Consider the following 1,842-nt stretch of genomic DNA (forward strand, 5'->3'; position numbering starts at 1 on the left):
TGCCACCTTACTATCATTTGTCATTGGGGCAGGTGCTGGACTAATCACTGGTTTATTACATACGAAATTAAAAGTGCCAGCTTTGATTGCATCTATTATTACGATGACTGGTTTGTACTCTATTAACCTACGTATTTTAGGTCAAGCCAACTTGCCATTATTAAGTCAAAATACCTTGGTCACTCAAATGCGTCAATTAATTGAAGACAAGACTTTAGCAGTTATCGTTATTGGTTTAATCATTGTTGTAGCCATCGTGGCCTTACTTAAATGGTTCTTCGATACGCAAATTGGTTTAGCCATCCGTGCCACAGGTGATAACTACATGATGAGTGAAGCCAACGGGATCAATACTGATTGGTCAAAGATTATCGGCTTCATGGTAGCCAACGGATTAGTTGGTTTATCAGGTGGTTTATTAGCGCAAAACAACGGCTATGCAGATGTCAATATGGGTGTTGGGGCAATGGTTATCGGTTTAGCCTCAGTAGTCATTGGTGAAGCCATCGGGAAAAACATCACCTTTGTTAAACGCTTATTAGCGATTGTTTTAGGGTCAATCATTTACCGATTACTATTACTATTGGTATTAGAATTAAACTTCAATCCAAACGACGTCCGTCTATTCTCAGCCTTAATCCTAGCCGTAGCGCTTGGAGTACCAGCTGTTCGTCAACACGGTAAAAAAGTTGTGAAAAATTCAATCACAAGTAAAGAAGCGTAGAAAGGAGATTGACCAATGACTAGCGTATTAACATTACAAAGCGTACATAAAACATTTGAAGCTAAAACACCAAACGAAAACCACGTATTAAAAGGGGTCGACCTAAAGGTAGAAAAAGGGGATTTCATCACCATTATTGGAGGTAACGGGGCCGGAAAATCGACTTTCCTAAATGCCATTGCCGGTTCGCTATTGGTAGACCAAGGAACTATTAAAATTGAAGATAAAGACGTGACCAAACTTACTGCCAACAAACGTGCGGGCTTAGTATCACGCGTATTCCAAGACACACGGATGGGGACTGCTAGCCGGTTAACTATCGAAGAAAACATGGCTATTGCAGACCGTCGCGGACACTCATTTGGATTTGGACGAGGGGTCAACAACAAGCAACGTGAACAATTTAAAGAAGCCTTGAAACTATTGGACTTAGGCTTGGAAAATAGATTGACTGCTGAAGTTGGCTTGCTTTCTGGTGGACAACGTCAAGCATTAACATTATTGATGGCAACTTTGAAAAAGCCAAAAGTCTTACTATTAGATGAGCATACAGCAGCCTTAGACCCTAAAACATCGGACATGGTTTTAAAATTAACTGAAGAAGTAATCCAACGAGATCAATTAACAGCCTTGATGATTACACATGATATGGAACAAGCCTTACAAATGGGTAACCGCTTGTTGATGATGGACAATGGTCGCATCTTGATTGATATCTCTGGTGAAGAGAAGAAACAATTAACCGTACAACAATTATTAGACATGTTCAAAAAACAATCAGGACGTGCATTAAACGATGACGCTCTAATACTAGGGTGAGAGCGAGACCGTATATAAAATGATGTTCCATAAATGATGATAGTGATTCAAAATCATTAGTATAAATTAGACTCTAGTGGTTAGGCTAACTAGCTCACCAAGATATGATGATGGACTCATCATGATTAACATCGTCTTCCTTTAGACGCAAAAAGACCGCCAGGGTTTTCCTAGCGGTCTTTTGATTTCTAAATTATGCTTCTACGGTTAGTTCTTCACCGATTGCTGCTAAACGTGCAACGATTTCATCGTGAGACCAACCTTTAGCTTGTACGTAACGGTTGCGTGGGTGAACACGG

2 protein-coding genes and 1 pseudogene are annotated in these 1,842 nt (G+C 40.1%); 2 read left to right on the forward strand and 1 reads right to left on the reverse strand.

Translation table 11 applies throughout. The features are described 5' to 3' along the window. Together ACRCJ0_RS13065 and ACRCJ0_RS13070 are read left to right on the forward strand one after the other, a co-directional pair. A partial coding sequence (locus tag ACRCJ0_RS13065; RefSeq protein ID WP_431390700.1) for an ABC transporter permease occupies positions 1–724 on the forward strand: 724 nt, incomplete at its 5' end. A 15-nt stretch (positions 725–739) separates the two neighbouring features. After that, the gene (locus tag ACRCJ0_RS13070) at positions 740–1,543 is read left to right on the forward strand and encodes an ABC transporter ATP-binding protein (protein ID WP_431390701.1); all 804 of its coding nucleotides are present in this window, start codon (positions 740–742) and stop codon (positions 1,541–1,543) included. Between the two features lie 193 nt (positions 1,544–1,736). On the opposite strand, the pseudogene ACRCJ0_RS13075 reads toward ACRCJ0_RS13070, so the two are convergent. Next, positions 1,737–1,842 (reverse strand): annotated as a pseudogene (locus tag ACRCJ0_RS13075) (rhodanese-related sulfurtransferase); the annotation flags it as partial.

This window comes from Aerococcus sp. L_32 (assembly GCF_050689315.1).

Excerpts from the sequence above, each read along its gene's own strand:
- ACRCJ0_RS13070 (WP_431390701.1), top strand. The coding sequence starts at position 740 with ATGACTAGCGTATTAACATTACAAAGCGTACATAAAACATTTGAAGCT.